At 70.5% G+C, this 26748-nt stretch carries 27 protein-coding genes; 10 read left to right on the plus strand and 17 right to left on the minus strand.

Annotated elements, in window-relative coordinates:
• Window positions 1-49 precede the first annotated feature (49 nt).
• The 12 genes from OG792_RS12705 to OG792_RS12760 all read right to left on the minus strand — a co-directional run bounded on the left by OG792_RS12705 (window position 50) and on the right by OG792_RS12760 (window position 12371).
• Window positions 50-1060, minus strand: a complete 1011-nt coding sequence (locus OG792_RS12705) for an ABC transporter permease (protein ID WP_329109640.1) — start codon at window positions 1058-1060, stop codon at window positions 50-52.
• Complete coding sequence (locus tag OG792_RS12710; protein ID WP_329109641.1) at window positions 1057-2058, minus strand: ABC transporter permease; 1002 nt, start codon at window positions 2056-2058, stop codon at window positions 1057-1059. Before OG792_RS12710 ends, OG792_RS12705 begins: the two co-directional genes overlap by 4 nt.
• The gene (locus tag OG792_RS12715; RefSeq protein ID WP_329109642.1) at window positions 2055-3599 is read right to left on the minus strand and encodes a sugar ABC transporter ATP-binding protein; all 1545 of its coding nucleotides are present in this window, start codon (window positions 3597-3599) and stop codon (window positions 2055-2057) included. The genes OG792_RS12710 and OG792_RS12715 overlap by 4 nt, the downstream gene beginning before the upstream one ends.
• A gap of 314 nt (window positions 3600-3913) precedes the next feature.
• On the minus strand, window positions 3914-4765 hold the full coding sequence (locus tag OG792_RS12720) for an ABC transporter permease (RefSeq protein WP_329109643.1): 852 nt from the start codon (window positions 4763-4765) through the stop codon (window positions 3914-3916).
• The gene (locus OG792_RS12725) at window positions 4765-5700 is read right to left on the minus strand and encodes an ABC transporter ATP-binding protein (RefSeq protein ID WP_329109644.1); all 936 of its coding nucleotides are present in this window, start codon (window positions 5698-5700) and stop codon (window positions 4765-4767) included. The genes OG792_RS12720 and OG792_RS12725 overlap by 1 nt, the downstream gene beginning before the upstream one ends.
• Before the next feature lie 136 nt (window positions 5701-5836).
• On the minus strand, window positions 5837-6514 hold the full coding sequence (locus OG792_RS12730; RefSeq protein ID WP_329109645.1) for a response regulator transcription factor: 678 nt from the start codon (window positions 6512-6514) through the stop codon (window positions 5837-5839).
• Entirely contained in the window at window positions 6511-7695 is a 1185-nt protein-coding gene (locus OG792_RS12735; protein WP_329109646.1) for a sensor histidine kinase, read from the minus strand. The genes OG792_RS12730 and OG792_RS12735 overlap by 4 nt, the downstream gene beginning before the upstream one ends.
• Window positions 7696-8013: 318 nt before the next feature.
• Window positions 8014-8445 (minus strand): hypothetical protein, encoded by a 432-nt coding sequence (locus OG792_RS12740; RefSeq protein WP_329109647.1) that lies wholly within the window; start codon window positions 8443-8445, stop codon window positions 8014-8016.
• An 18-nt stretch (window positions 8446-8463) separates the two neighbouring features.
• Window positions 8464-9717 (minus strand): DUF6745 domain-containing protein, encoded by a 1254-nt coding sequence (locus OG792_RS12745; RefSeq protein WP_329109648.1) that lies wholly within the window; start codon window positions 9715-9717, stop codon window positions 8464-8466.
• Window positions 9718-9861: 144 nt separating this feature from the next.
• Window positions 9862-10620, minus strand: a complete 759-nt coding sequence (locus OG792_RS12750; protein ID WP_329109649.1) for a dienelactone hydrolase family protein — start codon at window positions 10618-10620, stop codon at window positions 9862-9864.
• A 258-nt stretch (window positions 10621-10878) separates the two neighbouring features.
• The gene (locus OG792_RS12755; RefSeq protein WP_329109651.1) at window positions 10879-11163 is read right to left on the minus strand and encodes a hypothetical protein; all 285 of its coding nucleotides are present in this window, start codon (window positions 11161-11163) and stop codon (window positions 10879-10881) included.
• The gene (locus OG792_RS12760) at window positions 11160-12371 is read right to left on the minus strand and encodes a helix-turn-helix domain-containing protein (RefSeq protein ID WP_329109652.1); all 1212 of its coding nucleotides are present in this window, start codon (window positions 12369-12371) and stop codon (window positions 11160-11162) included. The genes OG792_RS12755 and OG792_RS12760 overlap by 4 nt, the downstream gene beginning before the upstream one ends.
• Window positions 12372-12811: 440 nt before the next feature.
• Here OG792_RS12760 and OG792_RS12765 point away from each other — a divergent pair, with 440 nt between their 5' ends.
• Genes OG792_RS12765 through OG792_RS12775 form a run of 3 tightly spaced genes read left to right on the plus strand, consistent with a single transcriptional unit; the run spans window position 12812 to window position 14001 of the window.
• Window positions 12812-13609, plus strand: a complete 798-nt coding sequence (locus tag OG792_RS12765; protein WP_329109653.1) for a helix-turn-helix domain-containing protein — start codon at window positions 12812-12814, stop codon at window positions 13607-13609.
• Entirely contained in the window at window positions 13600-13788 is a 189-nt protein-coding gene (locus OG792_RS12770; protein ID WP_329109654.1) for a DUF397 domain-containing protein, read from the plus strand. Before OG792_RS12765 ends, OG792_RS12770 begins: the two co-directional genes overlap by 10 nt.
• Before the next feature lie 24 nt (window positions 13789-13812).
• Window positions 13813-14001 carry a DUF397 domain-containing protein gene (locus OG792_RS12775; protein ID WP_329109655.1) on the plus strand — a complete coding sequence of 63 codons (189 nt, stop codon included), beginning with the start codon at window positions 13813-13815 and terminating at the stop codon, window positions 13999-14001.
• A 67-nt stretch (window positions 14002-14068) separates the two neighbouring features.
• Here OG792_RS12775 and OG792_RS12780 read toward each other — a convergent pair whose 3' ends face one another.
• Window positions 14069-14374 carry a hypothetical protein gene (locus tag OG792_RS12780; RefSeq protein WP_329109656.1) on the minus strand — a complete coding sequence of 102 codons (306 nt, stop codon included), beginning with the start codon at window positions 14372-14374 and terminating at the stop codon, window positions 14069-14071.
• 432 nt (window positions 14375-14806) lie between these two features.
• Between OG792_RS12780 and OG792_RS12785 the strand changes: the two genes are divergently transcribed.
• Both OG792_RS12785 and OG792_RS12790 read left to right on the plus strand, forming a co-directional pair.
• Window positions 14807-15811, plus strand: coding sequence for a HEAT repeat domain-containing protein (locus OG792_RS12785; protein ID WP_329109657.1), 1005 nt, complete (start codon window positions 14807-14809; stop codon window positions 15809-15811).
• A 129-nt stretch (window positions 15812-15940) separates the two neighbouring features.
• Complete coding sequence (locus OG792_RS12790) at window positions 15941-16660, plus strand: hypothetical protein (RefSeq protein WP_329109658.1); 720 nt, start codon at window positions 15941-15943, stop codon at window positions 16658-16660.
• Between the two features lie 19 nt (window positions 16661-16679).
• Here OG792_RS12790 and OG792_RS12795 read toward each other — a convergent pair whose 3' ends face one another.
• Together OG792_RS12795 and OG792_RS12800 are read right to left on the minus strand one after the other, a co-directional pair.
• Window positions 16680-18719, minus strand: a complete 2040-nt coding sequence (locus OG792_RS12795) for a serine hydrolase (protein WP_329109659.1) — start codon at window positions 18717-18719, stop codon at window positions 16680-16682.
• 212 nt (window positions 18720-18931) lie between these two features.
• Window positions 18932-19204 carry a helix-turn-helix transcriptional regulator gene (locus OG792_RS12800; RefSeq protein WP_329109660.1) on the minus strand — a complete coding sequence of 91 codons (273 nt, stop codon included), beginning with the start codon at window positions 19202-19204 and terminating at the stop codon, window positions 18932-18934.
• Between the two features lie 228 nt (window positions 19205-19432).
• Between OG792_RS12800 and OG792_RS12805 the strand changes: the two genes are divergently transcribed.
• Window positions 19433-20254: a hypothetical protein gene (locus tag OG792_RS12805; RefSeq protein ID WP_329109661.1), complete on the plus strand. Its 822-nt coding sequence runs from the start codon at window positions 19433-19435 to the stop codon at window positions 20252-20254.
• Between the two features lie 64 nt (window positions 20255-20318).
• On the opposite strand, the gene OG792_RS12810 is transcribed toward OG792_RS12805, so the two are convergent.
• Window positions 20319-21398 carry a TetR/AcrR family transcriptional regulator gene (locus tag OG792_RS12810; protein WP_329109663.1) on the minus strand — a complete coding sequence of 360 codons (1080 nt, stop codon included), beginning with the start codon at window positions 21396-21398 and terminating at the stop codon, window positions 20319-20321.
• Window positions 21399-21559: 161 nt separating this feature from the next.
• Here OG792_RS12810 and OG792_RS12815 point away from each other — a divergent pair, with 161 nt between their 5' ends.
• From OG792_RS12815 to OG792_RS12830, 4 genes are all read left to right on the plus strand, one after another.
• The gene (locus OG792_RS12815; RefSeq protein ID WP_329109664.1) at window positions 21560-22783 is read left to right on the plus strand and encodes a cytochrome P450 family protein; all 1224 of its coding nucleotides are present in this window, start codon (window positions 21560-21562) and stop codon (window positions 22781-22783) included.
• 81 nt (window positions 22784-22864) lie between these two features.
• Window positions 22865-23815 (plus strand): hypothetical protein, encoded by a 951-nt coding sequence (locus OG792_RS12820; RefSeq protein ID WP_329109665.1) that lies wholly within the window; start codon window positions 22865-22867, stop codon window positions 23813-23815.
• Window positions 23812-25491: an insulinase family protein gene (locus OG792_RS12825; RefSeq protein WP_329109666.1), complete on the plus strand. Its 1680-nt coding sequence runs from the start codon at window positions 23812-23814 to the stop codon at window positions 25489-25491. Before OG792_RS12820 ends, OG792_RS12825 begins: the two co-directional genes overlap by 4 nt.
• Window positions 25492-25769: 278 nt before the next feature.
• On the plus strand, window positions 25770-25913 hold the full coding sequence (locus tag OG792_RS12830; RefSeq protein WP_329109667.1) for a hypothetical protein: 144 nt from the start codon (window positions 25770-25772) through the stop codon (window positions 25911-25913).
• A gap of 7 nt (window positions 25914-25920) precedes the next feature.
• On the opposite strand, the gene OG792_RS12835 is transcribed toward OG792_RS12830, so the two are convergent.
• Window positions 25921-26706 (minus strand): TetR/AcrR family transcriptional regulator, encoded by a 786-nt coding sequence (locus OG792_RS12835; RefSeq protein ID WP_329111240.1) that lies wholly within the window; start codon window positions 26704-26706, stop codon window positions 25921-25923.
• Between the last annotated feature and the right edge of the window lie 42 nt (window positions 26707-26748).

Here is a 26748-nt window from a genome sequence, read left to right on the forward strand (position 1 = left end):
CTTTCTCCTTCCGGTTCGGGAACTGCGGATGGGACCTGACCCGCCGTGGTCAGCCCGATCGGCGCATCCTGCGTGCCGCGTACGCGGCCGCGCCGATGATGATCACGCCCTGCACCACCTGCCGGAGCGACTGGGCAAGGCCGAACTGGTTGAGCAGTGAGAAGAGGGCCTGCAACGTGAGCGCGCCGGCGATCGCCGCACCCACGCTGCCGCGCCCGCCGCCGAGCACCGCGCCGCCGAGCACGACGGCGGCGATGGCCTGGAACTCGTAGCCGACCCCGGCCTCGGCGGTCACACCGGTGGCGCCGCCGAGCAGGATGCCGGCCACCACCGCGCAGAGCGCGGAGATGACGAACGCGGTCGTACGCACCCGGCGTACGTCCACTCCGGACAGGGCGGCGGCGCGCTGGTTGCCGCCGGCCGCGTAGACCTGGTGGCCGAACCGGCTGTGCCCCAGCAGCAGCCACAGTCCGACCCCGACCGCGACGAGGACCAGCAGCGCGTACGGCAGGATGTTCAGGCCGGGCAGGCCCTCGATGCCGCGCCGGCCCAGCTGCCGGAAGTTGTCGGCCAGCGATCCGCGCGGCGCGCCACCGGACCAGAGGAACACCGCACCGTTGAGTACCAGCAGCATGCCCAGCGTGGCGATGAACGACGGCACCCGCAGTCGGGTGGTGACCACGCCGTTGACCAGGCCGACCAGCACCCCGCCGGCCAGCAGCAGGCCGATCAGCCACCAGGTGTTGGCCGGGTCGCCGTCGGAGAGCTGGGCGGCGACCACCACGACGGCGGTGACCAGCGCGCCGACCGACAGGTCGAACTCGCCGGAGATGATCACGTAGACCTGGCCGGCGGCGAGGATCGCCAGCGGGGCCGAGCGACGCAGGAAGCCGACGAACGAGTCGGGCTCGATGAAGACCGGGTTGCGCCAGGTCAGGACCGCGATCACGACGAGCAGGATGATCCAGATCGGGGGCACGGCCCGCAGTGCGGTCACCGCCCGCCGCCCGGCGGCCTCCTTCGACGGTACGACCGGAGCCGGTTGCTCGGTGACGCTCACAGTCCCGCCTCGTCCCGCTGGGTGCGCAGCGCGTACAGGGCGACCGCGCCGACGATGATGACGCCCCGGATCAGGGTCTTGAGGAAGGCGTTCACCTCGTACTGGTTGAACACCTGGTCGATGACGGCCAGGATCAGCACCCCGGCGAGGGTGCCCGCCACGGTGCCCCGGCCACCGGCGAGTGCCGTACCGCCGACCACCGCCGCGGCGATCGACTCCAGGTCGTACCCGCCGTCGGTGCCGACCCACGGTGCACCCGAGCGGAGCCGACTGACCAGGAACAACCCGGTCAGTACGGCGGTCACGCTGCACAGCACGTGGGCGGTGACGATCACCCGCGCGGACCGTACGCCGGACAGCCGGGCGGCTTCCTCGCTGCCGCCGACGGCGTAGAGGTGGTAGCCGAACCGGGTGTGCCGCAGCACCCACCAGGCGCCGCCGACCACGGCCAGCAGCAGCATCACCGAGACCGGCACCGGTCCGACGGCGTTGTAGCCCAGCCCCTGGAAGGCGCGCGGCACCGACCCGGTGAAGTTGGTGAACAGGGCGTTGAGGATGCCGCTGATGACCAGCGAGGTGCCCAGCGTGGCGATGAAGGCGTTGACCTTCAGACCGGTGATGACCAGCCCGTTGACCAGTCCGATCACCACCCCGAGGGCGAGCGTGACCAGCACGCCGAGCACCATCCGGTCCGGGTCGCCCTGCATCACGAAGGACGCCGCGACGGCGGTGACGCCGACGGTGTACGCCACCGACAGGTCCAGCGAGCCACCGATCAGGACGATGGTCTGGCCGACCGCCACCAGGCCGAGCGCCACCGACCGGACGGCCATGTTCTGTAGGTTGCTGACCGTCAGGAAGTCGCCGCCGTCGAGTTCGACCAGCAACCAGGCCACGGCGAAGACGCCGCCGAAGACGAGCCACACCGGGGCGCTGGCGAAACCGCCGCGGATCACCCCGGTCCGGCCGAGGGTGGGGGAGAGGGTCTGCGCGGTCATCGGGCGGCGCCTTCCGTCGTGGCGAGCAGCATGATCTCGGCCTCGCTGGCACCGGCCGGGAGGGTGCCGGCGATGGTGCCGTGCCGCATCACCGCTATCCGGTCGGCCATCCCGATCACCTCGGGCAGTTCGGAGGAGATCATCAGGATCGCCACCCCGCTCGTCGCCAGCTCGCGCATCAGCTCGTGGATGCTGGCCTTGGCGCCGACGTCGATTCCCCGGGTCGGCTCGTCGAAGATCAGTACGGTCGCGCCGGTGGCCAGCCACTTGGCCAGCACCACCTTCTGCTGGTTGCCGCCGGACAGGTAGCGCACCTCCCGGTGCGGGGCGCCGCCGCGCAACTGCACCCGCTCCAGCAGGTCCCGTACGGAGGCCGTGGTCGCCCGGGTGCCGCCGGTGCCGCGCCGACCGGCCGAGCCCATCGCCCGGATCGCGAGCAGACTGTTGTCGCGTACGGACAGCGGCAGCACCAGGCCCTCGCTCTTGCGGTCCTCGGTCAGCAGGCCGATGCCGCACCGGATCGCCTGCCGGGGCGAGCGCAGCGTACGGGCCCGCCCGTCGATGGTCAGCGTGCCGGCGGCCAGCCGGGTGGCGCCGAAGAGCAGCTTGGCCAGTTCGGTGCGGCCCGACCCCTCCAGCCCGGCCAGGCCGACGATCTCGCCGGCCCGCAGTTCGAGGTCGACGTCGTGCAGGATGCCGGCGGCACCGCCGCGCAGGGCCAACCGGGTGGCCCCGACCTGCTCCGGTGTGGCCCGGGGCGGGAAGTAGTGGTCGAGTTCCCGCCCGACCATGAGCTGTACGAGCCGGCGGGTGTCGACCCGCGCGGTGTCCACGGTGTCGACCCGCCGACCGTCCTTGAGTACGGTGATCCGGTCGGTCAGGTCGAAGATCTCCTTGAGCCGGTGCGAGATGTAGAGCACGGTCAGGCCGTTGTCGCGCAGTCGTCGGATTCGGGCGAACAGCGCGTCGACCTCGTGCGGTGAGAGCGCGGCGGTGGGTTCGTCCAGCACCAGGATGCGGGGTTCGAAGGAGAGCGCCTTGGCGATCTCGACCAGTTGCTGCTGGGCGACCGGCAGCCGGCCGACCGGGGTACGCGCGGCGATGACGTCGGCGGCGCCGAGGGTGGCGAGCAGTTCGGTGGCGGCGGTCTCCATCGCGCGCCGGTCGACGCCGAGCCGTCGGCGTGGTTCCCGGCCGAGGAAGATGTTTTCCGCGACGGTCCGCTCGGGCAGCAGGTTGAGTTCCTGGTGCACGATGCTGACGCCCTTTTCCAGGGCCTGCCGGGGGTGGCCGAACTGCACCTCGGCGCCGTCGATCACTATTGTCCCGTCGTCCGGCTGGTACGCCCCGACGAGCACCTTCATCAGTGTCGACTTGCCGGCGCCGTTCTCGCCCATCACGGCGTGGATCTCGCCACGGTGGCATTCGAGATCGACCCGATCGAGCACGGTCACCCCGAAGAACCGCTTGGTGATGCCGCTCATTCGCAGCATGACCTGGTCGGATGCGCCGTCCATCGCCGCTGTGTGTGCGTCCGTCATCCACGCCACCCCCGCATCCGGCGACCCTTGGCATCGAAGACTAGGCATTGATGACGGTCGTGTAAAGCGAAAGTTACGTACTGGGTCGTAAAACTTTTGTACCCGCAACCAAAAGTTGATGTGATCCTTAAGGAAAGAATGTCCCGGTTAGTAGCATTGATGCCTCTTGATGTTCTGCAAGACGAAGATCAATGTCCGGTCCGGGGTACGCGCCGATAGGCGGCAAACGACGACGATGCCCCCGAACCCGGTTAGGTTCGGGGGCATCGTCGTCGGATCGGTGCGGCTCGCCGATTGCTCAGGATTCGTGTCCGTTACGCGTCGCGGCGCTTGAGCATGATCGCGGCGGCGGCGAGGGCGGCCACGACGTAGCCGGCGAAGACCGCCAGTCCGGCCCACGGGCCGAGCATGCCCGCGCCCGGTGTGACCGCCATGAACGACTCCCCGGCGTGCGACGGCAGGTACGGTCCGACCGCGTCGTTCCAACTGCTCGGCAGCAGCGGGAAGAGACCGGGCACCACCAGCATGGCACCGAACAGGGCACCGATCGCGGCGGCGGTCCCGCGCAGCAGCGCACCGAGGGCCACGCCGAGCAGGCCGACGCCGGTCAGGTAGACGGCTCCGCCGATCACCGCCCGGAACACGCCCGAGTCGAGCACGCTGACGCCCTGCGCGCCCAGGATCTCCTGGCCGCCGAAGAACGCGGCCAGCACCGCGACCAGCATGGCGACCAGGGTCACCCCGCCGAACACGATCGACTTGCCCCACAGCACCGGCAGTCGCCGGGGTACGGCGGCCAGCGTGGCCCGGATCATGCCGGTGGAGTACTCGCTGGCCACGAAGAGCACCCCGAGCACGCCGACGATCAGTTGGCCGAGCTGTACCCCGCCGAGGCTGGAGCCGACCGGGTCGCTGGTGCCGCCGGGACCGAGGTCCATCGACTCACCGCCGATGCTGCCGGACACCACCCCGGTGAAGAGCAGGCCGAGCGCGACCACGATGGCGGCGGCGGCGAGCAGACCGGCCACGGTCGACCGCAGCGACCGCAGCTTGATCCATTCGGAGCGGACGACGCGGGCGAGGGTGACCCGACCGGGCGCGGCGGTGCGCGTACGGGGCGTGGCGGTGGTGGCCGCCAGCCGGGGTTCGAGGATCGCGGTGCTCATCAGGCCGCCTTTCCGGCGAGTACGGGCTCGTGGCTGGTCGCGGAGTACTCGACCGAGTCGTGGGTCAGCTCCATGAACGCCTCCTCCAGCGAGGCCTGCTGCACGGAAAGCTCGTGCAGGGTGACGCCGGCCAGGGCGGCCCGCTCACCGATCTGCTCGGTGCTGAGCCCGGAGACCTCCAGCACGCCGCGTTCGGCGCTGCTGATCGTCACGTCCGGGCCGACGAGCAGTTCGCTGAGCAGGTGCGACTGCGGGGAGCGGACGCGGATTCGACTGCCGGAGGACAGTTCGCAGAACTTGTCCATCGGCACGTCCGCGATCAGGCGGCCCCTGCCGACCACCACCAGGTGTTCGGCGGTCAACGCCATCTCGCTCATCAGGTGCGAGGAGATGAAAACGGTACGACCCTCGGCGGCCAGCCCCTTGAGCAGGTTGCGGATCCACCGCACGCCCTCGGGGTCGAGCCCGTTGACCGGCTCGTCGAGCAGGACCGTGTGTGGGTCGCCGAGCAGCGCGGAGGCGATGCCGAGGCGCTGGCCCATGCCCAGGGAGAAGCCGCCGGCCCGCTTGCGGGCGACCTCGTGCAGGCCGACCAGGTCGATCACCTCGTCCACCCGGCGTTTCGGGATTCCGGTGGTGGCGGCCATGGCGAGCAGGTGGTGGTACGCCGACCGCCCGGTGTGTACCGCCTTCGCCTCCAGCAGCGCGCCGATCTCGTTCAGTGGCGCGGCGTGGTCGGCGTACCGGCGGCCGTTCACGGTCACCGAGCCCGAGGTGGGTGCGTCCAGACCGACGATCATCCGCATGGTGGTGGACTTGCCAGCACCATTCGGACCCAGGAAGCCGGTGACGATGCCGGGCCGTACGGTGAAGCTCAGATCGTCGACGGCGACCTTGTCGCCGTACCGCTTGCCCAGGTTCTTGACTTCGATCATGGTCGGCTGCTCCTCCACGGGGCGGTGCCGCGTGCAGCGGCGCATGGGGTCAACCATCGCTTTTGCTCGGGGTGTGCGTCGTCATCTGCCCGTAGACACCTGACGTACTACGAAGGTGGTATATCGGACTGCTTACTCAACGTGACGGCGGGTCGCTGGCGCGTACCAGACCGCTCTGGTACGCGATCACCACGAGCTGGGCCCGGTCCCGCGCGCCGAGCTTGGTCATCGCCCGGTTGACGTGCGTCTTCGCGGTCAGGGGCGAGACCACGAGCCGTTCGGCGATCTCGTCGTTGGACAGCCCGGCGGCCACCAGTATCAGCACCTCGCGCTCACGCTCGGTGAGAAGATCCAGCCGTGCCGGCACGGTGGCGGAATCCTCCGGCTGGGACAGGAACCGGGCGATCAGGCCCTTGGTGGCCACCGGGGAGAGCAGCGCGTCCCCCCGCGCCACCACCCGGATCGCGTCCAACAGTTCGGCCGGGTCGACACCCTTGCCGAGGAAGCCGCTCGCGCCGGCCCGGAGCGCCTGGAGGACGTACTCGTCCACCTCGAACGTGGTCAGGATCAGCACCCGTACGCCGGACAGGTTCTCGTCCTCGGTGATCTGTCGGGTTGCGCCCAGGCCGTCCAGATCCGGCATCCGGATGTCCATCAGCACCACATCGGCCCGCGTCGTCCGGGCCAGCGCGACCGCCTCCAGACCGGTGGTCGCCTCGCCCACCACCTCAAGATCCGGGGCGGAGTCGACCAGCACCCGGAATCCGGCCCGGATCAGGTTCTGGTCGTCGGCCAGCAGCACCCGGATCGTCATGAGCTCTCCTGCCGCGCGGGCAGCACGGCCCGTACCCGGAAGCCGCCCGGCACCGGCCCGGCGTGCATCGTGCCGCCGACCGCCGTCACCCGCTCCCGCATGCCGAGCAGCCCGTGCCCGGTGCCCGCCGCCGGGTCGGCCGCCGGCTGTCCGGGCCGGGCGTCGTTCTCGACCACGATGGTCAGCTCGTCCGGTTGGTACCCCAGTCGGACCTGCGCGGACTCGCCGCCGTGTTTGTGCACGTTCGTCAGCGCCTCCTGCACCACCCGGTACGCGGCCAGGTCCACCGCCGGCGCCAGCGGGTACGGCTGGCCCGACAGCCGCCACTTCACCGCCAGCCCGGTCCCGTGGAACGAGTCGACCAGTTCCTGTAGCCGGTTCAGGGTGGGGGCCGGCTCGGTCGGCGCGGCGGCGTCGTCGGACTGGCGCAGTACGCCCAGCACCGTCCCGAGTTCGTCCAGCGCCGCCCGTCCCGCCTGCCGTACGTGCCCGAGTGCCTGCTCGGCCGCCTCCGGATTGGTACGCAGCACGTGTCCGGCCACCCCGGCCTGGACGTTGATCAGGGCGATGTTGTGCGCCATCACGTCGTGCAGGTCCCGGGCGATCCGCAGCCGGTCCTCGGCGACCCGCCGCCGGGCCTCCTCCTCCCGGCTCTGCTCGGCCCTGGTGGCGCGTTCCTCGACGGCGACGATGTAGTCCCGGTGGTTGCGGACGGCGTCACCGACGGCGGTGGCCAGCCCGCTCCAGAGGGCCAGCACGATCTTCTCCGAGTCGAGCCAGGACCCCTTGGACGAGGAGTAGACGGCCCCGACGACCAGGAGCAGGGCGGTGAAGGTGCCGGCGATGACTGCGGTGGCCCGGTTCGTCGTCACGGCGACGGTGTAGACGGCGATCACGACCGCGAAGGTGGCGAGGTTGCGCGCGGCGCCGAACGCGATCGACGCCGCCGTGGCGGCACTACAGAACGCGAGCACCGGCAGCGGCCAGCGGCGGCGCAGCGCGACGGCGGTACAGACGAGCGCGCTGAACGCGATCTCGCCCGCGTTCAGTTCGCCCCGGGTGGGGGCGGGGTCCACCAGCGGCTCGCCGATGCTGATCGCGAACAGCCCGACGGCGGCAGCGGCATCAAGGGCATAGGGGTGGAACCGGGCTGTCCGCCGCCACCACCCCATATCCCACATACCGTGACGTTACGTCAACGTCGGGTGAGCCCGCCCCGCTCACCTCGCGGATCACCTCCCGGAATCAGCGCCTACGAGCGGTTTATCGGACATACCGGTGATGTGACCTCCGTCCCGCCCGGCGCGCCGGAGCTGCCCGCTGTCCCCGCCGGACCGCGATCCGGGCCAGCCCCTCCAGCATGGGCGGGAACGTACCGCAGACCACCGACAGGGAATCCGGAACCGCACGGGGTGCGCCCCTCCAATCGGGACGCACCCCGTGCTCCGCGGGTCAGGTCGACCTTCCCGCGCGTACGGCTGACGGCCCCCCGTGTGGCCTCAGTCCGCGATCAGTTGCACTCCCCGCTGGTTGGCGCGTTCCCGCTGCCGGCGGACGAGGTAGGTACCGGGCGCGATGCCGCTCCCGCCGTGCTCCGGATGAATGAGGTACGCCGGCCGAATCGCCCGGAGTACGCCGATGGCCAGCAGTTGGTCGTCCCGGACGTCGACCGTCCACTGGCAGGCGCCGGGATCGGCGACCAGCGTGTGCGGGTTGCCGCCGCCCGCGCCGCGCAGCAGTTCCACCCCGGTCGGCGGCACCGGGCGCCACCGCGCGTGCGCGGCCACGGTGACGTCGTCCAGCATCCCGAGCGGGATGACGATCAGGTCGCCCTGGGCCTGTAGCCCGTCGACGACCGGGATCGTCACCTGCCGCTCCAGATGTTCCAGCACGTCCAGACCGCTACGCCGGGTCAGGTCAGCAAGATTCATGGTCATCACCTCTGGGGTTCAGGTTCGGCGGAGAAGACTGGAGTACTGCGTCCCGGACAGCCCGTACGACCAGCCGGCGGCTGCCACCGGGTCATCGATGTCCGCGGGCACGCTGAGCCCGTAGCGGCGCCGGTGGCCGTCGCGCTCGACCGAGCCGTTGACGGCCAGCAGCACCCGGGCCGGGGGCCCCCAGAGCTGTCGGGGCAGGTCATAGAGCTGGAGTTCGCAGCCGGGATTGCCGGGGTCGGCCGCGACCGCCACCAGGTCGAGTCCGGCCTGGTCGGCGTACGTGTCCCAGCCGATCCGCTCGATCGCGCAGCGGCGTACCTCGACGTTGCGTTCGGCGAGGATCCGTTCGACGGCCGGCGCGTTGATCACCCAGTCCGGCACCGGGGTGCCGTGCCAGACGTACGCGCCGGTCCCGTCGGCGTACCGGATCGCCAGCGCCCCCGGATGGTGCGTACGCGTCTCGCCGTGCCACCCGCCGGGAGCCGACTCGGTGTGCACCTCGGCGGTCCGTCCGGTGATGACACACCGCCCCTGAAGCGGCCACCACCACCCGCAGGAGCGGGTAATGGCCGCCCACAGGCCGAGCTGTTCGATGTCGTCGGCGCCGAACGTACGCCGGCCCAACCGCTGCCGGACGTCGTAGTGCGCGACCCAGTGCACGTCGTGCTGGCCGTACCAGCCCAGGCCGTTGAACCGCTCCAACCTCGGTGCCAGCGCGGTCCGCAGCGGGATGCGTACCCCGTCGCCCACCGACCGTCGCAGCGAGTCGCGGACACCGACGTCGAGCAGATCTTCGAGCCCGACGCCGGAGGCCAGCGCCTCCAGCGGCGGTCGCGTCCTGGCGAGCCGCTGGTCGGCCGTCAACTCCCACCAGTTGTCGGACGCCGACGAGGTGCGCCGGTCCATCGATGTCCGAAGCTGGTGGGCGAGGTTGACCAGGGCGATCGCGACGTCCCAGGACCGGCCCGCGTCCGTGGACGCGCACCTCCGCAGGTCGATCGGTGCTCCGGTGACCGGCAGCAGGTCGATCGCCTGTTGTGGTGAGTCGACCCAGTCGAATCGCGGTGGCGGCCTGCCGATGAGTCCGTACAGTTCGCCGATCGCCGCCTCAGCGGTGGCGCGGTCGGCCGGTGCGGTCGAGAGACCGTGTTCGGTCCACTCCGACCGAATCGCGGCGGCAGCCTGCCAGCGTTCCAGGTCGAGGGCCACATCACGTGGGTTTCCCTTGCGGCGCAACTGTCGCCGCCGGGTACGCGCGTTCACCGCGCGAGGGCGTCAAAGCCCTTTCTGTCGATCATGCGGGCCATGTTGTCAGGGATTCCCGAGCCAGGCAAGCGCAATTCCGGGGCTGTACCTGTTCGCCGGTACCGGCGCCCGGCTTCGCGCCGGACGCCGGTACCGGATGGGTCAGGGCCGGCCGAGGTGGCGGGACAGGAACGTGTCGTCCAACCCGACCCACCGGACGCTTCGGTGGTCGCCCGGGTTCGCGTGCAACGTCTTCTCCGCCGAGGCGAACGCGTCGAACAACGCGAGCCCGGACGAACGGTCGACGTGCTCGTCGTCCCACGGCAGCAGGAACTGGACCGGCACGGTGATCTGCCGCGCGGCCACGAGCACCGGTTCGTCCACGGGGAACCCACCGCCGAAGATCGCGGCGGTGATCCGGGGCTCGGCCGCGGCCAGCCGTACCCCGATCGCCGTGCCCATCGCGATGCCCCCGCCGTATCCGACCGGCGCGTCCGGGCCGATCTGCGGCAACGCTTGCAGGGCGTCCAGCGTCGCCTGCCATTCCGGTATGGCCCGTTCCGCGAGCGCGGCCATGAAGCGGACGCTGGCCGCCGCGAACCGCGGGGTGTCACCCGCCGTCACAGCCTCCCTGATCTCCGTACGGGCCTGCTCGTCCTCGACCGTACGCGGGCGGTCGCCGTGTCCCGGCGCGTCGATCGCGACGACGTTGAATCCCCACGTGGCCGCAGTGTGCAGGGCGCGGGCCCGAAGCCCCGGCGCCTTCTTGTGCATGCCGCCGTTGTGCCCCACGAGCACGATCGGGGCATGATCGGCGCCGGATACGGGTGCCCAGAGCACACCCGGGATCTCGCCCACGAGGAAGTCGCGTTCGATGACACCGTCGGACGAGGTCTCAGCGGTGAAACGTACAGAATGCATGGTTTAGTGCCTTTCGGGAGTGCCATCCTGATGGGCGCTCCCGGCGACGGTTACGTCAGCCGCCCGTCCGTGACGGGAGGGAGCACCACGTGCGAACTGCGTTCACGGGTCTCACCTCCTCGGCCGGGTCACGGATCCGGGGCCACGCTATCAACCCGGCCGCACTGCCGGCCAGTCAATTACCCTCGGCCACGCGTGCACGCTCCGGCTCGATCCCGAGAGCCGTCGAGCTCGTTCGCCAGAGCCGGATCCATTGAGTCAGACCGATCGGAGTCGGCGCCGGACCGGGGGATCCGCGACCCAGCCGACGAACCGGGCGTCGGCCTGCTCCCGGCTCAGGTCGTCCAGGTCGTCCACCGCCCGGTCCCGGAATCGTCCCATCACCTCGACCAGTTGCCGCCGGTTGTGCCGGTACAGCGTCCACATCCGCCGCCGGAACACCTGGCACGGCCATTCCTCGGCGTCGTCGCGGCACCGCCAGTCCTCGCCCGGCCGGTGCGGTGACCCCATCGGGTCGTCGGCACCCTCGTGCTTCCCGGTCACACCCGCACCCCCATCCGGTCGGCCAACTCCGTCACCATCGCCGGCGGCACGCCCCTGGTCCGCCGGAGGATCCCGGTCATCACGTCATGCGCGACCGGCCGGCCACGGATCTCGGCCGGAGCGTGCTGCTCGGCCTCCACCAGCGCCTTCCCGGCGCGGGTCAGGTCCCCGAGCAGTACGTGACCGCGAGCCACGTCGAGCAGGTGCTGCGCCCGACGTTCCGGCGGCAGTGCGTCGAACAGCCGCCGGTTCAGACCCCGGTGGATCGTCACCGCCTGCCGGCCCTCGCTCAACTCGACCGCCGCCGCCGCACGGTGCAGCTCGACGTTCGTCGGACCGAACGATGTCCAGTACCGGTTCGCGTCCGCGCCCAACCTGGCGGCGGCCACCGTCGCCTCCCGGAGCAGTTCCCGCACGCTCGCATCGTCGCCCATCCGCGCCGCCGCCATCGTTGCCTGCAACAGCAGCGACCCGTACACCGAGACGCGGTTGGGGTCCGACCAGGTCGGACCGTCCGGCGCGAGCCGATGGGCCATGACGACGTTCGCCTCGAACGCGGCGCGGTCGTCACCGGCCGCGAGCAGGGCGTTGGCGAACCGGGTCGTGCCGGTCCCGGCCAGCAGCGGATCGTCCGCGTACGGTGCGAGCGCGATCGACCGCTCGGCGGTGAGCCGGGCCAGGTCGAAGGCGCCCAGCTTGCGCGCCACCGACGAACTGACCTGGTATACCTGCCCGAGCAGACGCGCGGCCGTCACGGCACCGTCGCCGGTGTGGCAGACCTGCGCCGCCCCGGCCCGCCGCAGCAGCGTCGGCAGCGCCGGGACCAGCGTGTCGTACCGGGCATGCTGGAACGTCAGCCACGCGTGCCCGACCGCGCGGGCCAACTCGTCCAGCGCCGGGCCGGAACTCTCTGGCAGGGCGGCCGGAGCGTAGCGGGCGAGAGCCGCCCGCAGCGGCTCCAGGTCGATCGGGTCGGTCGGGGTTACCTTCGCAGTGCTCGACTTACGGCCGAGCAGGGTGTCCACACTGACCTGTAGCACCGTGGCCAACTCGTGCAGGGTCGAGAACTTGTCCAGTCGGCGCTCGCCCCGCTCGACCTTGTCGACCCAGCTTTTCGATTTTCCAATCCGGTCGGCGAACACCTGCTGGGACATCTTCCGCCGCCCCCGCCAGTAGGCCACCCGACGACCCACCGGTAACTCCTCCACCGTCTCACGCCGGGTGGTTGCGCCGGACGCGACCGGAAACCCCGACCGCGAAGGACTCGATCGGTAACGCATTGTCCGCCGTACCAAATCGGCCGACGTTTCGCGGACGCCGCCGGGTGCCGGGGGCCGGCGGAAGGTCCGGGGCCATTTCAGCCGGCAGCGGTACGGGGGTGACGGGTTGGTTGTCGTCGTGGTTCGACATATCTGTCTCCTCTCGTGAATGGAAGGGGCCGCCCCGCCGCATATTCGGGTTGGGGGAGAGCGCGGAGCGGCCCCGCAGTCCCGCCCGGGTTTTGCCGTGAACTCCGAGCGGTTCCGCTAGTGACACTCTGTTGTGGCTGGGCTTACTGTCGGAATGCTTCCGGCCTGAACCGAGGATTGCCGGGCCGCCCGTATGCCACCCCCGAGTCGATCTACAAAAGACAAGAGAGGTCGAGAACGTGAGTTTGTCTCCCTATGAATTTCTCCTGCGCGAACTGAGGCAGGCCCGGATCGACGCCGGGCTGACTCAGGAAGCGCTGGGCGAGCGGATCCACTTCTCGGCCCAGAAGGTGAGCGCCGTCGAGACCGGCCGCGCACCGCTGACCAGCGAATTCGTCCAGCTCGTGGACGACGCGGTCGGCGCCCGTGGCCGGCTGGTACGCATGTGGGACGACTTCGTGAAGGACGGAGCCGCACCCAACTGGCTCCTTGAGTGGATCGAGTTCGAACGAACAGCGACGTTGCTCCGGTGGTTCGAGCCTTCGCTCGTCCCCGGACTACTCCAGACCGAGGCGTACGCCCGCGCGGTGCTCAGCGTGGGCGGGCGGTATTCAGAGCAGAAAATTGGTCAACTTCTGGCGTCTCGGATGGAGCGACAGGCAATCTTGCACCGCGAGCAGCCGCCCAAGCTCGTCGCCGTGATCGACGCCATGGTGTTGCGGCGGGCGGTGGGCCCGGCTGCCGTGATGATGGAGCAGTTCGAGCATCTTTGTCAGATGGCCAGCATGTCGCACATCCACCTGCACGTGATCCCAGAGACGGTCGGCATGCACGAGGGTCTTGCCGGTGGCTTCATCCTGGCCAAGGGGCCCGAGGGCGAGGCCGCGCATCTAGACAATCCGGTGCGTGCGCATGTGACCGACCGCGCTGCGGACCTGGATATGCTTCAGGACAGGTGGGAAAGTATCCGAAGCGATGCGGCTCCCAGCCGGGAGACCGTAGACCTGATCCAGGAAGTGGCGAAGACATGGACCTGACCGGTGCCGTCTGGCGGAAGTCGACCCGTAGTAACAACGGTGGTTCGACCTGTGTCGAGGTGGCGAGGAACCTTCCCGGTGTCGTCGGCGTGCGGGACAGCAAGGACCCGAGCGGTCCGGCGCTGACGTTCGTCCCGGACGCGTGGCGCGCGTTCGTCGGCCTGACAAAGCAGCGCTGACCGACTCCAGGAGGTGGCGAAGAGATGGACCTGACCGGTGCCGTCTGGCGGAAGTCGACCCGTAGTGACAACGGGGGCTCGACCTGTGTCGAGGTGGCGAGGAACCTTCCCGGCGTCGTTGGCGTGCGGGACAGCAAGGACCCGAGCGGTCCGGCGCTGACGTTCGTCCCGGACGCCTGGCGCGCGTTCGTGACCCTCGCCAAGCATCACTGACATGTTTCACGCGACGCCCCGTGCCGGTTCGGAACGGGGCGGGGCGGGGCGTCGTTGCGTCCGAGCGCTAGACAACCTTGGCAAGCGCCTCGGCTGCCAGCGCACCGACGAACAACACTCCGAGTCTTGAGCTTTCCTGGTCGTCGCCCCGGACCACCGTCACCGACGACACCACGTGGTCCCTGGCGATGTACGCGTCGCAGGCGATGTATGCCTCGCCACCGTCGGCGGGAGTGGTGCTGTAGCAGAAACCGAAGCGAGCCTCAGTACGCGGATACCGTGGCAGTTCCACCGGGCCCAGGACTTTCACCTGGTCACCGGAATCCTCGTACTCCTTGCACCCTTCGACCGCCGCCTTCACCTGATCGATCACAACAGCAGCCGTGGTGGTGCCGTACGCGTGGGTGATGTTCCGTACCCACCAGCCCTCGCTCGCCCACGTCCGGAGATGGCTCCGGCGCGCTCGATCCGAATCGGCTGCGATGCTCTTGCCGCACACATCGGTGGTGGTGTAGAGCTCCGAGTCATCCGACGAGGGCGAACGTGGCCCTTCGAGTATCGCCAGGGCACCCGGGGCAATTATCGCCGCGTCCGCTCGTTCCTGTACGAACGAGGGGATCGGCCTCGGCGTGGGCGAGCCGGATGAGGGCGTCGTCACCGACGTGCCGCTGGGCGTGGCCGAACCCTTCGGATCGGAGGCGCAACCACCCTGTACGAGGACGGCCATCGCGATGATGACGACCCCTGTCCGGACCCGGCGAGTGGGCATCAGGCCCTCCTGTTGATCAAACTTGCGCGACCCGCCATGCTACTGACGCAGCACCGGACGAACCCCGGGGGGTGCTGGACCTGGCTCGTCAAGGCACTGGCGGGGCGGGGGCGGGTAGCGGCCGAACTGGCCGGTATACAGTCAACCTCCCCCGACCCCAGGGTACGGGCCACGGCCTGTGACCTGCTCGGCCTCGTCAGTGAGGTGCACGAGCAGGCCCGCGAGGACGCGGCGACCCTCCTGATATCGCTGCTGGAGACCGAGGTCGACGGGGACGTGCATTGGTCCATTGCCCGCGCGCTGGGCGCCACCGGGGATCCCCGCGCCATCCCGGTGCTGGTCAGGCTCGCCCGGCACGACGATTCCGACGTACGGCATCGGGTTGCGTGTTCCCTGCCCGCCGCGATCGGTGATGCTGTCGACGGTCCCGGCGTGGACGCGTTGGTTGGTTTGTGTGCCGACCCCGACCGGGAGGTACGCAACTGGGCGACGTTCGGGCTCGGCTGGCAGACCAACGCCGACGGAGATCTCGTTCGGCAGGTCCTCCGGGAGCGCACCGCTGACGGCTACAGCGAGGTACGTGAGGAAGGTGTCCGGGGCCTGGCCAGGCGGCGGGACCCAGGCGCGCTTCCGCTGCTGGCCGGGATGTTGGCGCAGGAGAGCGCCCACGTCATGAGTTTCGACGCGGCGGCGTTCCTGGGCGATCCGGCGTTGCTGCCGCTGCTGGAGAAGTTCGATCCCGCCGATCGCGGTGTGGCCGACGCGCTGCGGGAGTGCGATCCGGTCCTCCGGGCCCGCCGGGACGCGTTCGCCTCCACCCTGTTCGACGCCCTGCACGCGCGTCTGCCCGAGGCCGAGATCGCGCTGTACGCCGAGCGTTTCGAAATCGGCCTGCACCTCGACGTCGCTCTCCCGCCGCACGGTGGCCAACCGGCGCAGTGGTGGGTGGACGGCCTGATGGCCCACGCCGGAGGCGATCCTGAAATGGCGGCACAATTCGTCATCCGCGACCTGTCGGCGGGACCGACTGTCGGTGTGTAGTCGTTGTCTCCCATACGACTCGTGCGGCCGTCGTCGCAGTGGCGCGGCTATACATACCTGAGCCGCGTACGCGGTGAGAGGTTGAGCGCGGCAATCCCTCCCCAGACCGCGCAGTTCGAGGAGTGCACCATGACCGAGGCAGTTCACACAGTCATCAAGACGAAGGCGCAGATCATGGCCGACGTACAGGACGCCATCGATGCTTCGGTGCTGGTGAACGTGGTGGTGGCCAACCCGTGGAACACGCTGAACCAGAACAATCTGGTGACACAGAACGGGTTCACCGCCTGGGCGCCGGCCCTCATGGGCCCCGGTGCCCAGATGAAACCCCTGACCAGCCAGATCAAGCTCGGGTTGGACCTCGCACTTCGGGACAAGAGCGATCTGGAGATCTACGCCGCCCTCGGGAGGGCGTACCTGCGAATGGGGAACGAGCGCCTCCTCGCGGCGAAGAAGACGCCGGCCATCGGCACGTGCCTGGACATCTGTTGCCTGGCGGTGGCACTCCTGGGCTCGCAGTTCCGGGCGCTGTTCAACCCGACCAGCACCATCGAGGTGGTTCTCATGGCCACCATGGGGGAGGCCGCGCACGCCCTGATCGTGGTGGACCGCGCGCAGGACGGCACGCTGAGCGACCATGCGACGTGGGGCCCGAACGCCTTCGTCGTGGACCAGTGGTACGCGCTCCAGCGCAACGGTCTGCCGGGGTCCCGGGCGGTCAAGGACATCGATCCGAACGGCGCATTCTACGACCCGAGTTTCATCCCGTTCCTCACCGTGAGCAGGCTCCACAAGCCGGTCGTCCTGGCCCGGAAGGGCATCTTCACCGCGCACGACCTCATTTCCTGAGAACGAGGAAGTTCGCGGGTCACTTCGGCGACATCAACGCGTGACCGGGCCGGTAGGCGGTCGAACAGTCCGAGTCCTTCGTGGCGGAGGTCTCGCAGGCTGGCACCGGGGGGACGGGTGAGGCGACCGGCTTCGGTCCGGCCGTCCACCCGTCCGGCTGGAACAGCGCGGCGTCGGCCGGTCGGCGGTCGTCGAAGAGCACACCCCGCGGCCCGGTCACGCGTACGGCGTTGACGTGGACGCCGCGGCCGTGGGGTTCCGGGCCGGTGGTGTAGCGCCAGCGGACCTCGGTTGTCCCGGCGGGCAGGTGTGCCGACGCCCGCAACCACTGCTGGCCCTCGAAGCCGGAGAACGCCCCGTCGGTCTGCCAACTCCGACCGCCGACCCGCAGCGAGAGCGGAACCCGCTGCCAGGTCACGCCGCCGTCCGAGGACGCCTCCACCGCGCCGGTGTCGGTGTCGGCGGTGTCGTACCAGAGGGCGAACGACAGCTCCGCTCCACGAGCGGGTACGGCGATCGGGACGGTCAGCGTGGCATTGGTGTTGCTGGCCGTACCGGCGAACCAGTCGGTTCCGCGCTGCTCCGGGCGTACGGGAAGGGCAAGGGCGAGATCGGTGGCGACCGCCGCCCGCGACGGGTTGTTGTTGCCCCAGTTGCGGCTCGGGTGCACCCGGTTGGTCAGCAGGATGACGAACGACCGCGACAGCGGGTCGATGACGATCGAGGTGCCGGTGAATCCGGTGTGTCCGGCCGTCACCGGCGAGCTGAGCGCCCCCATGTACCGGCGCTGGTCCAACTCGAAGCCCAGCCCGTGCGCGTGGCCGAGGAACGTCTGGTTGTAGTTGGTGAACAGCTCCCGCACCGATTCCTCGGAGAGGATCCGGGTGCCCTCGTAGTCTCCGCCGTTGAGCAGCGTCTGCCCGAGTATGGCCAGGTCGTGGGCGGTGGAGAAGACGCCCGCGTGGCCGGACACCCCGCCCAGGCAGTACGCGTTCTCGTCGTGCACGCTGCCCCACACCAGTCCCCGGCCGATCGACCGCTGGTACTCCTCGGCGGCGATGCGCGGCTTGAGCGACGCGGGCGGGTTGAACATCGTCTCGGTCATCCCGAGCGGCCCGGTGATCTGCTCGGCGATCACCCGGTCGAGGGTCTGCCCGGTGACGGTGGCGATCACCTGGCCCAGCGTCATCATGTTCATGTCGCTGTAGAGGAAGACCGTGCCCGGTGGTGCGAACGGCTTCACCGCGTACACGGCGGCCCAGCGTTCGTCGTTGTTCGCGTACGCGCAGAGCGACGGGTCCGGGTCGGCGGGCAGCCCGGAGGTGTGGGTGAGCAGGTTGAGGATGGTGATGTTTCCCTTGCCGTTCGCGGCGAACGCCGGGATGTACTGCGCGACCGGGGTTCTGAGCCCGATCCGACCGGCCTGGATGAGCTGGACGGCGGCGATCGAGGTGAACAGTTTGGTCATCGAGGCGACGTCGAAGATGGTGTTCGTCCGCATCGCGATCCGCTCGGCCGGCGGCAACTCGGTCGGCTTGTCGTCGGAGTAGCGCAGCGCGTACCCCACGGCGTCGTGGGCGACGATGACGCCGTCGCGCGCGGCCAGCGCGACCGCGCCGGCATATTCGGGGTACGTCGGCGACGGTTGCAGGTAGCCGGCGATGTCGACGGCGATCTGGTCGATCCATCGGGGATCGAGACCGACCTGTTCGGCGGTGCCGTAGCGCAGTGTCTGCGCCGGGTGGGCGAACCGGATGTCGGCGCTGGTGACCGTGGGCGGAACACTGGTCACCGAGGGCGGCACGACCCGGAACGCGGGCGGCACGTCGGCGACCTGGGGTGGGGCTTCGGTGACCTCCAGCGATCCGTCCGTGGTCACGGGTGGCGCGTCGGTGACGGCGGGCGGCGTGTCGGTGCCCCCGGGTGCGTGGATTGGCGTGTTCGCCCCGGCGGGCGCGCTGACGGCGGTCGGGCCCGCACCGGCGGGCGCGCTGACGGCGGTCAGGCCGGCGACGGTGACGAGGGTCGCCAGGGCGCGCAGCGTACGTCCGAGTTTCATCGACTGCCTCCGCGATTCGGTCAGCGGAATCGTCGGAGTGCGCCGAACGGGTGGCACTCGTGGCGATTCATCACGCTTCGTGACGCAGAGCCTATGCATGGCAAATGGGTCGACTTGGCCGTTTGGCGAAGGTTGCTCACATCGGGTCGCGCCGGCCGAACCACGGCCGGACAGTCGACGGGGTCGGGGTCGGGAGCGTTCGGCAGGCAGCCTCAGGCGGCCAGGGGCGCTGTCGGTGCACGGTCCTGCGCGGAAGCTGGTCCGCCGAGCGCCTCGGGGGCGAGCCAGCCGTGGTGGGCGGCGATGGCGCCGAGCGCGCACCGGTTGGGTGCACCGACCCGGTCCATCAGCCGGCGCAACTGTCGCTGCATGGTCCGTACGGCGACGAAGAGATCCGCCGCTATCTGCTCGTCGCTGTGGTCGGCGATGATCAGGTGGACGATCCGACGTTCGCGGTCGCTGATCGGGCCGCGCTCGTCCGGCATGGCAACCTCCCCGTAGGTCATCATGTCTGCTCGCCGCTGGTCCGGTGGTCACTGAGCGACGATCTCTAGATCATCGTGGGTGACGATTCGGGAGTCAAGCGCCCTGACATTCTGGCGTCAACGTCTCGAACCGCCCTTCCCGTGCGCCGTACCCGTCTCTAGGCTCCACGCTCGTGACGGCCCCGCCGACGGGTGGGGGACCGACGAACCTATGGTGGAGGCGATTCCATGCGGGGGCGAAAGTTCAACCTGGTCCGGATGCTCGGCACGTCCACGGTGCTGACCGGTCTGCTGCTCGGCCTGATGGCGGCACCGGCCTCGGCCGGACGCGCGGGTTCCCCGAGCGCCGCCGACGAGGCGCAGCGGGCTCGGGCCACCGGCGCGGCGGTGGAGATCGCCGGTCTGCGTACGGACACCCAGCGGGTCTACGCCAACCCGGACGGGACCAGGCGGGCGGTGTTCTCGGTACCCGCCGAGCAAGCCGCGGCGATCGACGGGATCTGGTCGGGTACGGCGAGCTGGACCTCGATCAGCAGTCAGTACCCGAACCAGTCGTACTGGATGGACAGTGTCGCCCGGGTCGGCTATCTCTCCGACATCGGCTCGACCGGGGTGTGGCGTTCGATCTTCCAGTTCGACACGTCGGCGGTGCAGGGGAAGATCATCGACAGCGCGGCGTTCCGGGTCACCCTCGCCCACTCCTGGTCCTGCCAGTCCACGCCGGTGCAGCTCTGGCAGACCGCCGCGATCGACGCCTCGACGACCTGGACCAGCCACGCGGGTTCCTGGCCGGCGCTGCTCGCCCAGGCCAATGGCGCCGCGAACAGCACCTGCGGTCAGCCGCAGCAGAACATGTCGTTCTCCGGCACCGCCCTGCGTGACCTGGTCCAGCAGGGCGCGTCCACCGCCAATCCGACCGCCACCGTCGGACTGCGCGCCGCGAGCGAGACCGCGCAGGCCCAGTGGAAGCGGTTCACCCCCAGCACCGCGCGGCTTGAGGTCGTCTACTCGGAGCCGCTGCCGCTCGCGTCGGGCACCACCCTGTCCTAGTCGGAGCGTCGCACCCAGCGCCCCCGCCCCGGTGGTCCCGGGCGCGGGGGCGCGTTCGACCGGGTCAGGCCGGGCCCTGGCTCGACGCGGCGGCGTGGCAGGCGCCCCAGCCGTCCGCGCGGGCGACGATCCGGCCGCCGCGGACCGCGACGGCGGTCTCGGTGGCGTCGCTGACCGACGGTACGCCGGCCGCCGCCGCCAGAACGCCGTCCCGATCGTGTACGACCTGTAGCCGTGGCCAGTCCGACGGCCGGATCGCCTGGCGCAGGCAGGCCCGCAGCTCCGCGACGGTGAGCCGGGCCAGCGGCGCCAACTCGTCCGGGGTGCCGCTGACCAGGACCGCGGTGACGTCGGCGCCGGGCGGTGCGGCGCGTACCGCCTCCTCGATCGCGGAGAGCCGGTGCAGGCCGAGGATCGCGATCACCCCGTTGCCGTCGAGCCGCGCGGGTTCGTCGCGCAGGGCGTCGGTCGCGGCCGGCGGCGACCAGGGTTCGTCGGCGGGTCGCGCCCGTGGGATCTGGGTGAGGTGGGGTGCGTCCCACCGGTCGTCCAGGTCGAGGTCGGCCACCTGGGCGCAGGCGCTGACCACACCGAACGGCTCCACGAAGCCGGGCGCGGCGGCGGCCAGTTGGCTCGCGCCGTGCAGGGTGGTGAGCGCGGCCTCGGCCACCCTTACCCGACGACCGGCCGGTGTTCCGGCGCGATGCAGCCGTTCCAGGGCGAGCCCGAGCACTATCGCGTCCAGGTGCACCAACTGGGTGTAGGGCAGCCGGGTCCGCTCGGCGGCGAGGATCTCCGGGATCAGGTCGGCGCCGAGCCGGGCGGTGCCGGAGGAGTCGGTGGCGAGCGGGAGTCGGGCGAGCCAGGCGCGGGCGAACTCGGCGAGTGCCGTACGCGGTGAGTCGCCCGGATCCCGGTACGGCGGCTCGGGTGCCCGCTCGACCTCGTCGGCCAGTACGGCGAAGTAGAGCGCCTGCTTGCCGGGGAAGTTGGAGTAGACCGCGCCCCGGGTGAGTTCGGCGCGTTCGGCGATGCTGTCGATCTTCGCGTCCCGGAACCCGCGCTCGACGAACTCGTCCCGGGCGGCGGCGAGCACCCTCGCCCGGTTGCGCTCCTGCGTCTGCGCCCTGCTGAGCCGACCCATCGTTCTCCTCACCCCGCGGCGGTCGCCGCCGGTCCACTCCGCGCGTTGCCACCCGACGTTGCCGGGTGTGCCGATTCAAGATACCGTCACCATTCAGATGATCCCATCATCTGTGGCGACCATCTGAGACTGTCCCGAGAACATCTGCGATTGGAGTGCCGTTGACCAGCACCGATCACCGGGGGAACGCCGTACCCGAGATCAACCTGACCGACGCCGAGGTGCTGCACGACCCCTTCACCGCGTACGGCGACGCGCGCGAACGGTCGCCTCTGGCCCTGATCCAGGCACCCGGATTCGGGCCCATCTGGGCGTTCACCCGGCACGAGGAGGCCAGGGCGATGCTCGCTGACCCGAGGTTCGAGCTGACCGCCGCCAGTTACGCCCGTCCGGACGTACCCGAACACTGCCTGGCCTATCTGCGGACGATGCAGGAAATGGACGGCCCGGAGCACCTGCGGCTGCGCCGGCTGGTGTCGCCCGCGTTCACCGCCCGCCGGGCGGCCGGGTTCCGGCCCCGGATCGAACCGATCGTCGACCGGCTCCTCGACGACCTGGCCGAGCGGGCGGCGCAGGCCGGCGACGGGGTGGTGGACCTGCTGCTGCACTTCGCCCGGCCGCTGCCGATGGACGTCATCTGCGAACTGGTCGGCATCCCCGAGCACGACCGTCCGCGGTGGAGGGAGTGGGGCGCGGCGGTCGCCACCGGCTGGGGACAGGCGTTCGTCGAGGCGATCCCGCAGATCATGGCCGGCGCCGAGGCGGCGGTCGCGCACCGCCGGGCCGAGCCCGGCGACGACCTCGTCTCGGAGCTGATCCGGATCCGGGAGCAGGACGGCGACCGGCTCGACGACACCGAGCTGGTCACCCTGGTCTGGCACCTCGTCCTCGCCGGCCAGACCCCGACCAACCTCGTCGCCAACGCGGTCGAGACCCTGCTCGCCCACCCCGGCCAACTCGCCGCCCTGCGGCGGAACCCGGACCTGATGCCGCGCGCGGTGGAGGAACTGACCCGCTGGGCCGGACCGCAGCTGATGACCATACCCCGGTACGCGCGCGAGGACGTCGAGGTCGCCGGGGTGCTGGTCGGCAAGGGCGAAGCGGTCACCGCCGTGATCGCCGCCGCCAACCGCGACCCGCGCGCCTTTCCCGACCCGGAGACGCTCGACCTGAGCCGTCCCGCCGAAGGGGCGGCCCACCTCGGGTACGCCCACGGCCCGCACTTCTGCCTCGGTGCGGCACTCGCCCGTACCCAGGTCGAGGTGGCGCTCACCCGGCTGCTGCGCCGCTTCCCCGACCTCGCGTTCGCCGGCTCGCCGACCCAGCCCGGCTGGCTACCCGATCCCGGCACCCGGCGGCTCGCGGCACTGCCCGTCACCCTCTGAACCCCACCCCGGCGCGGCGCCCCGTACGCGCTGCGCCGGGGGGTCACCGGATCGGGGCGGCCGCTGTTTATGATCATCGCCATGTCCGTCGCCCCGACCCTGGCCCCCACCGTGGACCCGGCCGCCGCCTACCCCGAATTCGCCCGTCTGGCCACCGCCCTGCGGGACCTGGACTGGGACGGCGTGCGAGCGGTGGTCGACGGGCAGGAACCCGCGGCGCGTACCCGACTGATCCGGTTGGCCGGCGAGCTTTCGGAGGGCGGCGTGTTACCCCGGCCCCGGTTGACGGCCGAGCCGGGCGACACGCTCGCCGCCGCGCTGCTGGCCGGGCGGCGGATCAAGACGGCGTGGGACATCCGTACCGGGGCCCGGGCCGCGGATGTCAGCCGGGACCAGTTCGACCGCTTCCACGCGATCCTGCGTACGGCCGAACAACTGCTGATCGACGCCGCCGCCTACGACCCGAGCGACCCGGCGGTCTGGGTGCAGCGGCTCGTCACGGCGCGGGGACTCGGACTCGGCCAGTCGGAGGCCCGTCGCCGGTACGACCGGCTGTCCGAGTACGACCCGCACCACCTGCCCGGACAGTCCCAGCTCCTCCAGCAGATCGCGCCGAAGTGGGGCGGCTCGCTGGAGACGATGCACGCCTTCGCCCGTACGCAGATGCTGGCGGCGCCGGAGGGGGCACCGAACGCGCTGCTGGTCCTGGAGGCGCACCTCGAACACTGGCTCGACCTGCCCGGCGCCGACCAGGGCAGGTACTTCACCGACGGCCGGGTACGGGAGGAGATCCGGGAGGCGGCGGCCCGCTCGGTGCTGCACCCGGCGTACCGGCGCACCGTCGGGTGGGTCACCGTGGAGAACTACTTCGCCTTCATGTTCGGCATGATCGACGACGAGGTCGCGGCGGCCCGACACTTCACCGCCGTCGGACACCTGGTGAGCGAATCACCCTGGGAATATCTCGGCAACCCGCTCACGGTCTTCACCCGGCGCCGCGACCGGGCGCTCAGGAGAGGTAGCGCACGATGATTCGCCAGACCGAGGTCGACGGCGTACCGACCCTGCTCGCCGGCACCACCGGGCCGATGCACGCCGGGTTGATGTTCCGGGTCGGGCAGGCCGACGAGACCCTCGCCCGGCGGGGCATCACCCACCTGCTCGAACACCTGGTGCTCTTCCCGACCGGGGTCGCCGACTACCACTACAACGGCGCCACCGGCAACGTCATCACCTACTTCCACCTCCAGGGCTCCGCCAGGGACATCAGCACCTTCCTGGTCGGGGTCTGCGAATCCCTGCGCAACCTCGCCGGCGAGCGGCTGGAGACCGAGAAGACCATTTTGCGTACGGAGTGGAGCTCCCGGTCCCACTCGGCCACCGACCCGATGCCGCTGTGGCGGTACGGCGCCCGTGACTACGGCCTGGTGAGCTACCCCGAGTGGGGGCTGTCCGGGCTGACCACCGACGACCTGCGGGACTGGGTCGCCCGGTACTTCACCCGGGAGAACGCCGTGCTCTGGATCGCCGGTGACGAGGTACCGCCGGGGCTGACGCTCGACCTGCCGTCGGGCCGGCGCCAGCCGGTGCCGGTGGCGTCCTCGGCGTTGCCGGCCACCCCGGCGTTCTTCCGCGGCCCGTCACGGGCGACCGGGTGGGATGCGGTGGTGCCGAGCAACGCCGCCGCCAGCGTGTTCACCGGCGTACTCGAACGGGATCTGTTCCGCAGTCTGCGGCAGCGGGGCGGGCTGTCGTACACGGCGGCGGCGAACCACGACCCGCGCGGCGACGGGTTCGCCGTGATCACCGCACTCGCCGACGCGCTGCCGGAGAAGCAGGACGCGGTACTCGGCGGATTTGTCGACGTACTGGCCAAGCTGAGGATCGGCCGGATCGATGAGGCCGACCTGACCGCCGTGGTGGCCAAGGCCACCGACGCGCTGCTCACCGCCGAGGCCGACGCCGCCCGGCTGCCCTCGGCGGCGTTCAAACTGCTCACCGGTCAGCCGTTGCGGTCGAGCGACGAACTGGCCGGGGAGCTGAAGGCGGTCACCATCGAGCAGGTACGCGAGGTCACCGGTGTCGCGCTCGGCTCGGCGCTGCTGATGACCCCGAACGGGCGCACCGCCGACTGGGCCGGTTTTGTCGCCGCGCCGACCGGCTCCGAGGAGGCCGTCCGGGGCACCACGTACCCGGGATTGGGCGACCGGTCGACGCGGCTCGTGGTGGGGGAGTCGGGGATCAGCCTGGTGCCGGAGGAGGGCGAGCCGAACACCGTACGGTTCGACCGGTGCGTGGCCATGCTCGCCTGGCCGGACGGGGCCCGGCAGCTCGTCGGCGCCGACGCGGTCACGGTCCGGATCGAGCCCACCCTGTACCGGGGTGCGACGGCCCTGAACATCGACGCCAGGGTGCGCAGGGAGGTGCGGGTCGACCTGCCGGCCCGCGATCCGGACGAGATCCCCCGACCGGGAACCGCGCAACCGGTGGCCGGGACCGCGGCGGGTCGCCGGAGCATCGCCCACCGGCTCCAGGTGGGCGCGCTCGGGCTGGTGGCCCTCGTGGTGGGCCTGTCGGCCCTGGGCGTCACCGTCGCCATGATCGTGGGCGCGGTGCAGTTCCGCCTGCTCCCCGCGATCGGTTCCTGGATCATCGCCGGCTACCTCGGCCGCACCTTCCTAACCAAGTGGCAGAACCACCACCGCTAGACCCCACCCCGCCCCCGTTTTTGTCGACGATCTTGCACTTGTGGTGCCCGATTTAGGACGCTCATCCTGATTTGTTCACCGCCACAAGTGCAAGATCGACGCGGCCTGTGGGGTGGGGGTGGGGTGGGGGTGGGGTGGGGTGGGGGAACTTGGTGTGACGCACATCGATATCGCCGACTTTTACGGGCGGTGGTCGTCGACGAACTCATCCGGGAAGGGCTGTACCCGTACCCGGCCGAGCCCAGGTACGGGAGAACCTTCGGCACCTCGATCTGGACGTGCTCGACGTGGTCAACCTGCGGATGGGCTCGGCCGAGGGCACCTCGGACGAACCCCTCGGGCAGCAGTTCAACGCCCTGGCCGCGGCCGAGCTGGAACTGTCGGCCGACGTGATCGCGGAACTCGACACCATCGGCCGGTAGTCACGGCTCACCGCGCCGGTCCGCCCCGGTCGGCGGAGAGGTCCGTACGCCGGACGAACACCTCGATCCCGTCGAGGACCCGTTGCAGGCCGAACTCGAACGCCCGGGTCGGCTCGTACGTGCCCTGGTTCACCTCGCCGGCCGCGCTGCCGACCGCGCTCGCCACCGGGTAGCGGTCCGGGTCGAGGACCTGCTCCAGCAGCGGTGCCTGGGCGGTCCACCACTGTTCGTCGGTCATCCCGGTCCGGCGTTCGACCAGGGCCGCCTCCACCGCGCCACGGGCCGCCCCGGCGACGTAGCCGAGCAGCAGGGTGAGCACCGAGTCCATCTCCACCTCGGTCAGCCCGATGTCGGACAGTGCCCGTAGTTCGTAGTCGTACTTGGCGATCAGGTGGGGGCCCATCGGGGGGCGCTGTACGGCCACCTCCAGCATCCACGGGTGCCGCTGGTAGGTGGTCAGGTTCTCCCGGGCGATGTGTTCGAGTCGGGTCCGCCAGTCCAGGTCACCCCGGTCGGGCCGGTCCATCCGGCCGAGCACCGCGTCGAGCATGACGTCGACCAGCTCGGCCTTGCCCGGCACGTACGTGTAGAGCGACATCACCCCGACGCCGAGCCGTTCGGCGAGCCGGCGCATGGACAGCGCCGCCAGTCCCTCGGCGTCGGCCAGTTCGATCGCCGTGTCGACGATCCGGTCGACGGTCAGCCCGGACCGGGGGGCCGGCTTCTCCGGTCCCCGCCAGAGCAGGGCCATGCTGCGGGCCGGGTCCCCGCCGCCGGTGTACTCGGTGGTCATCGCCGCTCCCAGGACGTCCGCGATTCGGGTTGGCACCCGCCA

The sequence above is a fragment of the Micromonospora sp. NBC_01699 genome, from assembly GCF_036250065.1.
In the GTDB taxonomy this organism is placed as follows: Bacteria; Actinomycetota; Actinomycetes; order Mycobacteriales; family Micromonosporaceae; genus Micromonospora_G.

What these genes read in the sequence shown, in the direction of transcription:
- OG792_RS12790 (WP_329109658.1), top strand. Translation starts at nt 15,941, where the DNA reads ATGACCGAGGCAGTTCACACAGTCATCAAGACGAAGGCGCAGATCATG.
- OG792_RS12715 (WP_329109642.1), bottom strand. Translation starts at nt 3,599, where the DNA reads ATGACGGACGCACACACAGCGGCGATGGACGGCGCATCCGACCAGGTC.
- OG792_RS12835 (WP_329111240.1), bottom strand. Translation starts at nt 26,706, where the DNA reads ATGACCACCGAGTACACCGGCGGCGGGGACCCGGCCCGCAGCATGGCC.
- OG792_RS12725 (WP_329109644.1), bottom strand. Translation starts at nt 5,700, where the DNA reads ATGATCGAAGTCAAGAACCTGGGCAAGCGGTACGGCGACAAGGTCGCC.
- OG792_RS12770 (WP_329109654.1), top strand. Translation starts at nt 13,600, where the DNA reads ATGGACCTGACCGGTGCCGTCTGGCGGAAGTCGACCCGTAGTAACAAC.
- OG792_RS12710 (WP_329109641.1), bottom strand. Translation starts at nt 2,058, where the DNA reads ATGACCGCGCAGACCCTCTCCCCCACCCTCGGCCGGACCGGGGTGATC.
- OG792_RS12740 (WP_329109647.1), bottom strand. Translation starts at nt 8,445, where the DNA reads ATGAATCTTGCTGACCTGACCCGGCGTAGCGGTCTGGACGTGCTGGAA.
- OG792_RS12800 (WP_329109660.1), bottom strand. Translation starts at nt 19,204, where the DNA reads ATGCCGGACGAGCGCGGCCCGATCAGCGACCGCGAACGTCGGATCGTC.
- OG792_RS12795 (WP_329109659.1), bottom strand. Translation starts at nt 18,719, where the DNA reads ATGAAACTCGGACGTACGCTGCGCGCCCTGGCGACCCTCGTCACCGTC.
- OG792_RS12750 (WP_329109649.1), bottom strand. Translation starts at nt 10,620, where the DNA reads ATGCATTCTGTACGTTTCACCGCTGAGACCTCGTCCGACGGTGTCATC.
- OG792_RS12775 (WP_329109655.1), top strand. Translation starts at nt 13,813, where the DNA reads ATGGACCTGACCGGTGCCGTCTGGCGGAAGTCGACCCGTAGTGACAAC.
- OG792_RS12720 (WP_329109643.1), bottom strand. Translation starts at nt 4,765, where the DNA reads ATGAGCACCGCGATCCTCGAACCCCGGCTGGCGGCCACCACCGCCACG.
- OG792_RS12810 (WP_329109663.1), bottom strand. Translation starts at nt 21,398, where the DNA reads ATGGGTCGGCTCAGCAGGGCGCAGACGCAGGAGCGCAACCGGGCGAGG.
- OG792_RS12820 (WP_329109665.1), top strand. Translation starts at nt 22,865, where the DNA reads ATGTCCGTCGCCCCGACCCTGGCCCCCACCGTGGACCCGGCCGCCGCC.
- OG792_RS12735 (WP_329109646.1), bottom strand. Translation starts at nt 7,695, where the DNA reads ATGTGGGATATGGGGTGGTGGCGGCGGACAGCCCGGTTCCACCCCTAT.
- OG792_RS12730 (WP_329109645.1), bottom strand. Translation starts at nt 6,514, where the DNA reads ATGACGATCCGGGTGCTGCTGGCCGACGACCAGAACCTGATCCGGGCC.
- OG792_RS12785 (WP_329109657.1), top strand. Translation starts at nt 14,807, where the DNA reads ATGCTACTGACGCAGCACCGGACGAACCCCGGGGGGTGCTGGACCTGG.
- OG792_RS12805 (WP_329109661.1), top strand. Translation starts at nt 19,433, where the DNA reads ATGCGGGGGCGAAAGTTCAACCTGGTCCGGATGCTCGGCACGTCCACG.
- OG792_RS12825 (WP_329109666.1), top strand. Translation starts at nt 23,812, where the DNA reads ATGATTCGCCAGACCGAGGTCGACGGCGTACCGACCCTGCTCGCCGGC.